The sequence below is a fragment of the Candidatus Kryptobacter tengchongensis genome, from assembly GCF_001458555.1.
In the GTDB taxonomy this organism is placed as follows: Bacteria; Bacteroidota; Ignavibacteria; order Kryptoniales; family Kryptoniaceae; genus Kryptonium; species Kryptonium tengchongense.
Genome location: NZ_CZVH01000101.1, coordinates 1 through 7,082, shown reverse-complemented (window position 1 = coordinate 7,082; position 7,082 = coordinate 1). Strand labels below are relative to the sequence as shown.

Annotated in this window: 5 protein-coding genes, 2 tRNA genes and 2 pseudogenes; 7 read left to right on the top strand and 2 right to left on the bottom strand. The window is 35.5% G+C overall.

Features of this window, described 5'->3' with window-relative positions; translation table 11 throughout:
* Positions 1-269 (top strand): annotated as a pseudogene (locus tag AT685_RS07825) (GNAT family N-acetyltransferase); the annotation flags it as partial.
* A gap of 8 nt (positions 270-277) precedes the next feature.
* Positions 278-1,176 (top strand): annotated as a pseudogene (locus AT685_RS07820) (branched-chain amino acid transaminase).
* Between the two features lie 5 nt (positions 1,177-1,181).
* Here the strand turns inward: AT685_RS07820 and AT685_RS07815 are convergent.
* Positions 1,182-1,253, bottom strand: a tRNA-Gln gene (locus tag AT685_RS07815).
* A gap of 143 nt (positions 1,254-1,396) precedes the next feature.
* Here AT685_RS07815 and AT685_RS07810 point away from each other — a divergent pair.
* The 3 genes from AT685_RS07810 to AT685_RS07800 all read left to right on the top strand — a co-directional run bounded on the left by AT685_RS07810 (position 1,397) and on the right by AT685_RS07800 (position 4,188).
* The gene (locus AT685_RS07810) at positions 1,397-2,719 is read left to right on the top strand and encodes a BamA/TamA family outer membrane protein (RefSeq protein WP_159420509.1); all 1,323 of its coding nucleotides are present in this window, start codon (positions 1,397-1,399) and stop codon (positions 2,717-2,719) included.
* Positions 2,720-2,815: 96 nt separating this feature from the next.
* Positions 2,816-3,925, top strand: a complete 1,110-nt coding sequence (locus AT685_RS07805) for a homospermidine biosynthesis protein (protein WP_072152203.1) — start codon at positions 2,816-2,818, stop codon at positions 3,923-3,925.
* A gap of 35 nt (positions 3,926-3,960) precedes the next feature.
* The gene (locus AT685_RS07800; RefSeq protein WP_320409084.1) at positions 3,961-4,188 is read left to right on the top strand and encodes a histone H1; all 228 of its coding nucleotides are present in this window, start codon (positions 3,961-3,963) and stop codon (positions 4,186-4,188) included.
* A gap of 109 nt (positions 4,189-4,297) precedes the next feature.
* Here AT685_RS07800 and AT685_RS07795 read toward each other — a convergent pair whose 3' ends face one another.
* Positions 4,298-5,470, bottom strand: coding sequence for a metallophosphoesterase (locus AT685_RS07795; RefSeq protein WP_072152201.1), 1,173 nt, complete (start codon positions 5,468-5,470; stop codon positions 4,298-4,300).
* A gap of 112 nt (positions 5,471-5,582) precedes the next feature.
* Between AT685_RS07795 and AT685_RS07790 the strand changes: the two genes are divergently transcribed.
* Positions 5,583-5,655 (top strand) — tRNA-Phe (locus AT685_RS07790).
* 118 nt (positions 5,656-5,773) lie between these two features.
* A partial coding sequence (locus AT685_RS07785; RefSeq protein ID WP_143713185.1) for a hypothetical protein occupies positions 5,774-7,082 on the top strand: 1,309 nt, incomplete at its 3' end.

The window sequence follows — 7,082 nt, the reverse complement described above, 5'->3', positions numbered from 1 at the left end:
TGCCGTTTGGAATTTTCAAATTGATGAAAAATATGAAGAAGATAACGATGATACGTGTTTTGATAATGGGTTTAATTCAGGAATATCGTCTTTCTGGAATAGATGCTGCGTTTTATTATTACACAATTAAAAACGGAATTGAAAAAGGTTATTCAGAAGCTGAACTTGGTTGGGTTCTTGAAGATAATGAGCCAATGAAAAGAGTTGCCGAAAACATCGGCTCCATCCCTTATAAAAAATATCGCATATATTCAAAAAAATTAAAGTGAAAAAAACTATGCCACTACCAAAAGTAGAAAAAATTTGGATGAATGGAAAATTCGTTAATTGGGATGACGCAAAAATTCATGTCCTCTCCCATGTCATCCACTACGGAACAAGCTGGTTTGAAGGAATTAGATGCTACGATACCCCAAAAGGTTCCGCTGTTTTCAGACTTGATGAACATATGAAGCGACTCTATGACTCAGTTAAAATTTATCGGAAGAACTAACCCAAGCGGTCATTGAAACTATCAAAGTCAATAAACTAAAACAATGCTATATAAGACCGATCGTCTTTCGGGGATATTATGAGCTCGGCGTTAATCCAATGAATTGCCCTATTGATGTTGTGATCGCTGTGTGGGAATGGGGCGAATACCTCGGAAAAGAGGCGATAGAAAAAGGAGTGGATGTTAGAGTTTCAAGCTGGCGAAGACCAGCCCCAGATACCCTTCCGATGATGGCAAAGGTTGGAGCCAATTATATGAATTCCCAACTTATTAAGATGGAGGCTCTCGTGGATGGATACGCTGAAGGTATAGCACTTGATTATAACGGTTTTGTAAGTGAGGGAAGTGGCGAAAATATCTTTATCGTTAAAGATGATGTCATTTACACACCTCTTATATCAACTGGCATCTTGCCAGGTATAACCAGAATTTCAGTAATTCAAATTTCAAAAGACCTCGGATACGAAGTTAAAGAAACATTGATACCACGAGAGATGCTGTACATCGCAGATGAAATTTTCTTTACAGGGACAGCAACAGAAATAACGCCAGTGCGAAGTGTTGATAGAATAAAAATAGGTTGTGGGGTACCTGGGAAAATTACGAGAAGTATCCAGAATATTTTTTATGACATCGTTAAAAACGGAAACGATCCTTATGGTTGGCTAACTTGGGTAAAATAAAATTGCTGCCCCGCGAGGATTCGAACCTCGATTACCTGATCCAGAGTCAGGCGTGTTGCCAGTTACACCACGGGGCAGTCTTGACACGCTTATAATATAAACAAAAAGAACTTCAAGTTCAAGTTTCATATAACAGAGAAAAAATTAATTTCGCTCACCCTTGGAGGAATACTTTGGATTTGAACCTTGCCTTGGTTTAAAAATTTAAATGAAGGCTTGGATGAAAATTATTAAAATTTTATTCCCGGTGTTGATATCTTCGGTAGTGTGTTTTCTTTTGGCTGATGAAAAATTTAGGGAGCGGGATAAATTTATTGTCAGGAAAATTGTTTTCATCGGAAATGTAAAAACAAAAAGTGAGGTCATAGCACGGGAATTAACTTTTACGCTTGGTTCAAGGCTTGATACTTCCGAAATTGAACTTAACGAGAATAGAATCTATGGGATGGGGCTTTTTAATAAAGTTAAAATATGGTTTGAAAAAGACTCCACCTCAACCGATAGCATTAATGTTTATGTTTGGGTGAACGAAAGATGGTATATCTGGCCATTTCCTGTTTTCGGCTGGAAAGATAGAGATATAAAAAAATTGTATTACGGAGCTGGGCTAATTCATACAAATTTTAGAGGAAGGAATGAGAAGTTGATTTTCAGTTTTGCGCTTGGATATGACCCATGGATTGAAATTGAGTATTTAAACCCTTGGATTCTCGGAAGTAATAACTTGTTTTATTCAATTGAATTAAGTTATCAACGAATTAAAAACAAAAGCAAAATTTTAGAAGAGGGAATAGGGACATTTTATGAAGATATTTTCATTTTTAATTTTTTACTGGGCAAAAGAATTGGGCTTTATAAAAAGATATGGGCAGATGTTGGGTTTAAAAACATCGCAACAACAGGCGAGGCTACTCAATTGAAAACAATTTCTCCAACTGGTGTAGATAAAATTTTAGTCGTTGGGGCGGGATTTAAATATGACACGAGGGATATACCAGTTTATCCAAACAGAGGAATTTTGCTTAATTTTCTTTGTAATTTTAATCAGATTTTAAATTACAAATCTTTCTTCATTCAGACTGGGTTGGAAGCTCGGTTGTATCAAAAAGTGTGGGTGGGTTTAATCGCAGGTAGATTTTTCATTTTAAATTCAATCGGGCAAAAGATCCCCGTTTATTCGCATTTTTACTTCGGATATGAAGAGAGAATAAGGGGTTATTTTAACGAAATTTTTGAGGGTGAAAATATACTTGGTGGAATGATTGAATACAGAATTCCGCTTATGAAGCAAAAATTTTTAAAATTAGAAAAGGCACCGCTTGAGGAGTTTTCAATTTTAAGGTTCGGGGTTGATTTTATAATCTTTGGTGATATCGGAAGGACTTGGTTTAACAATGAAAAATTTTTTAGTTTAACCTTTTGGAAAGGTTATGGTCTGGGTCTAAATTTTCTTTTGCCATATGATTTGATTTTGAGCCTTGCGTTTGCAAAAAACCAAAAAGGTAAAGGGCAATTTATACTTGATTTCAAGGGAAACTTTTAAGGGTTCGTTATGGGGGTAAATTTTAAAAAATTTGCTTTATTTTGAAATTTTTTTAAATTTCAATAGCCAGAAAATTAAAAAAATGAAGAGGTGAGGTTGAGAAAAAAGAATCTACTTTCAGGTAAACCAATTAACCGAAAGCCAATTGACCCTGATATAAGAATTACAAAGCTTGTTGATGAATATTTTCAAGCGTATAACGCAGGGCGATTAAGAGAAGCTTGTCAATTGTTTGTTGAAAAAATGCTCCAGGATGATGTAACTGTGGGGATGAGTTTAACGGGGGCTTTAACCCCGGCTGGACTTGGTGGAAGTTGTGTAGTTCCACTCATAAAAGCAGGGTTCGTTGATTGGATTGTTTCAACAGGTGCAAATTTGTATCATGATATTCATTTTTCAATCGGACATAAACTTCACCGGGGGACGCCATTTGTTGATGATAGAATTTTAAGGAAAGAGGGAGTGATAAGAATTTATGATATTTTGTTTGATTACGAGGTTTTGCTTTCAACGGATAAATTCATAAGGGAAGTTTTAAAACAGCCAGAATTTCAAAAAGAAATGGGGACCGCAGAATTTCATTATTTGCTCGGTAAGTATGTCTATGAAAGGGAAAAAATACTTGGAATTAAAGATATGAGCATTTTATCAGCGGCTTATAAATATGGCGTTCCTGTTTATGTTTCCTCGCCTGGGGATAGCTCAATTGGGATGAATATCTCGGCAATGGTTCTAAATGGGTATCAAATTAAAATTGACATCGCAAGAGATGTGAATGAAACAGCGGGTATAGTTTATTGGGCTAAATCAAATGGAGGGAAGAGCGCTGTTTTAATTTTTGGTGGCGGTTCACCGAAGAACTTTTTGCTTCAAACAGAGCCACAAATTCAAGAAGTTCTTGGGATAGATGAAAAAGGGCATGATTATTTTCTTCAAATTACAGATGCAAGACCTGATACAGGCGGATTATCTGGAGCAACACCTTCAGAAGCGGTAAGCTGGGGCAAAGTTGACCCAGATAAATTGCCAGACGCTGTTGTGTGCTATATTGATTCTACCGTTGCAATGCCAATCCTTACTTCCTACGCCCTTGCGAAGAGAAAACCGAGGAAACATAAAGGACTTTACTATAGACTTGATGAACTTGTTGAAAATTTAAAAAATGCGCATTTAAAAGCAGTTTCAAAAGGGAAAGTAAAAATATAGTTTTCCATTTCCCGAATCAAATTAAAAACCCAAAAATGGAGGTAAAAATGCATCACAGATTTCAACAGCTCCAGGAATTCGTTAATTCTTTGGAAGATGATTTCAGAAAGTTTTATGAAAAGGGTGTAATGTCCGCTGGGACGCGTTTGAGAAAAAAAATGCAAGAGTTAAGAAAGCTTGCGCAGGAGATAAGGGTTGAAATACAGCAGATAAAGCAAGAGAAAAAAGGGGCAAAGAAAAAAGCGGGTTCTGGGGAGTCATAATTATTCGTGCCCCCTTTGGAGAGTGTGAACTGGGTTATTGTAGAAAAACAAAAATGGAAATTACTTTCTCCAGAGGGGGCATTGTGAAATGTATTTTAAGTTATAACCGCTAAACAAGAGTAATATAGGTTATCTCAGGAGGACAATTTAACCTTATTGGTAATCCTACTACGCCTATCCCTCTGGTGACATATAGATGGAAATCACCAAGTTTATAATGTCCTGCTATGAATTTTGAGACAAGTGAAGCGGGTGCGATATAAGTATCGTCAATTTTTGCAAAAACTATCTGACCGCCGTGGGTATGTCCAGAAACAGTTAATTGAATTCCTTTTTGTGCAAACTTGGGGAAATCATATGGTTTATGTGAAAGAAGAATTTTGAAGTCCCCTGGCTCAAGATATCTCGTCGCTTTATCAAGATCAGCACCATAGCGAAGATCATCTATTCCAATTATAAAAAATTTTTTTCCGTTAATTTCAACTTTCTCTGCTTCATTTCTTAAAACTCTAACTCCATTTTCTTCAATTATCTTTGCTATCCTTTGAGGCTGTCTTGTGAAAAACTCATGATTTCCAAGCGTTGCGAAAATACCATATTTTGCTTTTAAATTTTTAGAAGCATTAATAAATGGGTAAATCTCTTCAAGGTTTGAGGTTATGAAATCCCCAGGCATAAGTATCAGATCTGGTTTAAGTGAATTTAAAGTTTCAAAATAAGGTTTCATATCTTCCTCATTCATGAAAATTCCCGAATGAATATCGCTTATAAGACCTATCGTTAATTCTTTGAGTTCATCTGGCAAGTTTTTAATTTTTATTTTAACTTTTTCAACTTTGAAATCATTTCTTGCAATTGTTCCAAGCGTTGAGCCTGCAAATGCATACGCAGATATACCAAGTAGGGCAGTTTGAATAAATTTTCGCCTTGATTCGTTCAATTTTCGTTCTTTGTTCTGATTTAGCTTTTTAGATATAAATCTCACAAATTTTTGTATTAATTCCCCCAAGGTGATCACAATAAAGATAAAAAGTGTTGCCCCTTGCCATATTGAAAATGGATAAATAAAAAGGGGTGAGTTTAGGTCAAGCAGGAATTGAAATTTTATAGTTCTATTGATGAAAATTAAAATCGTGGGTAAATTGAAAAACCCAAAGACGAATGGGATAAACTTTGAAATTTTTCGCATATTTGTTGATTCTATGTAAAGTGTTAATTTCTTGCATAGATAAACTTGAACAGCAAGGACTAAAGACAACATAAAAAATGCAAAAATTAACATAGGCGATTGAGGATTTATTTTTGGGTTGTTTTAAATATAAAAAAACAAGGTATATTTCTACAAGTGTAAATTTGCATTCTTTTGGAAATTTTTATATATTTTTACTGAATTTGGGCAGGTAGCTCAGTCGGTAGAGCAACGGCCTGAAAAGCCGTGTGTCCGCGGTTCGATTCCGCGCCTGCCCACTTTTTAATTATACTTACCGTTTTTAAATCCTACCTTAAATACTTGCTATAAAAAATTTTTTCGGTTAAATTTCCTGTGGTTTTTAATTTTAAAATTATGTAGGGAGGAGAACAAGTGATGAAATACTTTAAAATTTTTTTGCCCATCATTTTTGCCTTGATCTTATCCCCATTTAATTTGTTAAATTCGCAAGAGCTATCGGGGAAATATTTAGCCAAAACAATTACCTATTATCCCAATGCAGTGCCTGTTGGTGAGATACCGAAACCACCCGCCGAATATAATCGCAAATATCTTGCATCTTTACTTGAAAAACAAATAAAATTGCCACGATTCTATTGGGAAAGCTTACCTGATGAGATAACTTCAAACTTTACAAATGTCCATACGGGGAAAGAATATAAGTCAGTTAATGAGTTAAATCAAGATGTGGAAGAATATATTGCACCTGAGATTATCAAGATACTTGATATCAATAAGGAGATAAGAGCTCTTTCTCTGTTAACAGAGGCTGAGAGAAACAGTTTCATAGCAACAAAGGCTAAATCACTTGGCATTCCCGCAGAGAAGGTTGAGCGTGTTATGAATTCCGGTTATGTCGTTATACCATTTATCAGCCGATATCTTGCTTCTAAAGACACCGTTATTATGCTTATAAAGCCAAAGAATAAAAAAGAGGAAAAAGTTCGTGTTCCTATTATTAGAGTTTATCTTAAAGGTGGATTAACATTTTTTAAAGTTAATTTCCAAAATAACCGATATTTCGTAAAGCCAGAGGTAATGATTGAGGAAGAAGCTCGTTCGGCATTTGAAATCAAAGATGGGAATGTAACTGCAGCTGAAGATAGCGCATTTAAAAAAGCTTCAAATGATCTTGTTTTTAGTTTTGAGCTTGCTGTGAGAGAAATTTTTAAGCTATCCGCTCAAATCTCTGAAGCCGGATTTAACACAGTAAGTTTTCCACTTGGTAAAAGGGAGGGGATTGGAATTGACGATGGTTTTGATGTTATTGAATTTGTTGAACAGCCAGATGGCAGTATAAGACCTAAAAATGTTGGATTTGTTCGGGTAATAAAGGTTGCGGATAATACAAAAAGAAATGAATTCAGCAAGGCTCAAATTATAATCGGGGGTATATTCGCTGGGAGGATTGCAAGCGGAATGATTGTTGAAGAAAGACCAAGGTTTCCCTTTGATGGTGTCATCGGTGGATTGCTTTCCCCTGTTAAAATTCAAACTGGAAAATTTAAATTGAACGAACAAGGAGTCGGTAATGATACGATTGAAATATCATCGCATGGTAAATTTGCTTACACAGTGCAATTTAATATAAACTCAAACTATGGAAGATTATCTAATTCCCAAATATCACAGCTCTGGATTACTTTTGGTGGTAGCATAGGTTTTATTCCGATTGAGGCGAAAT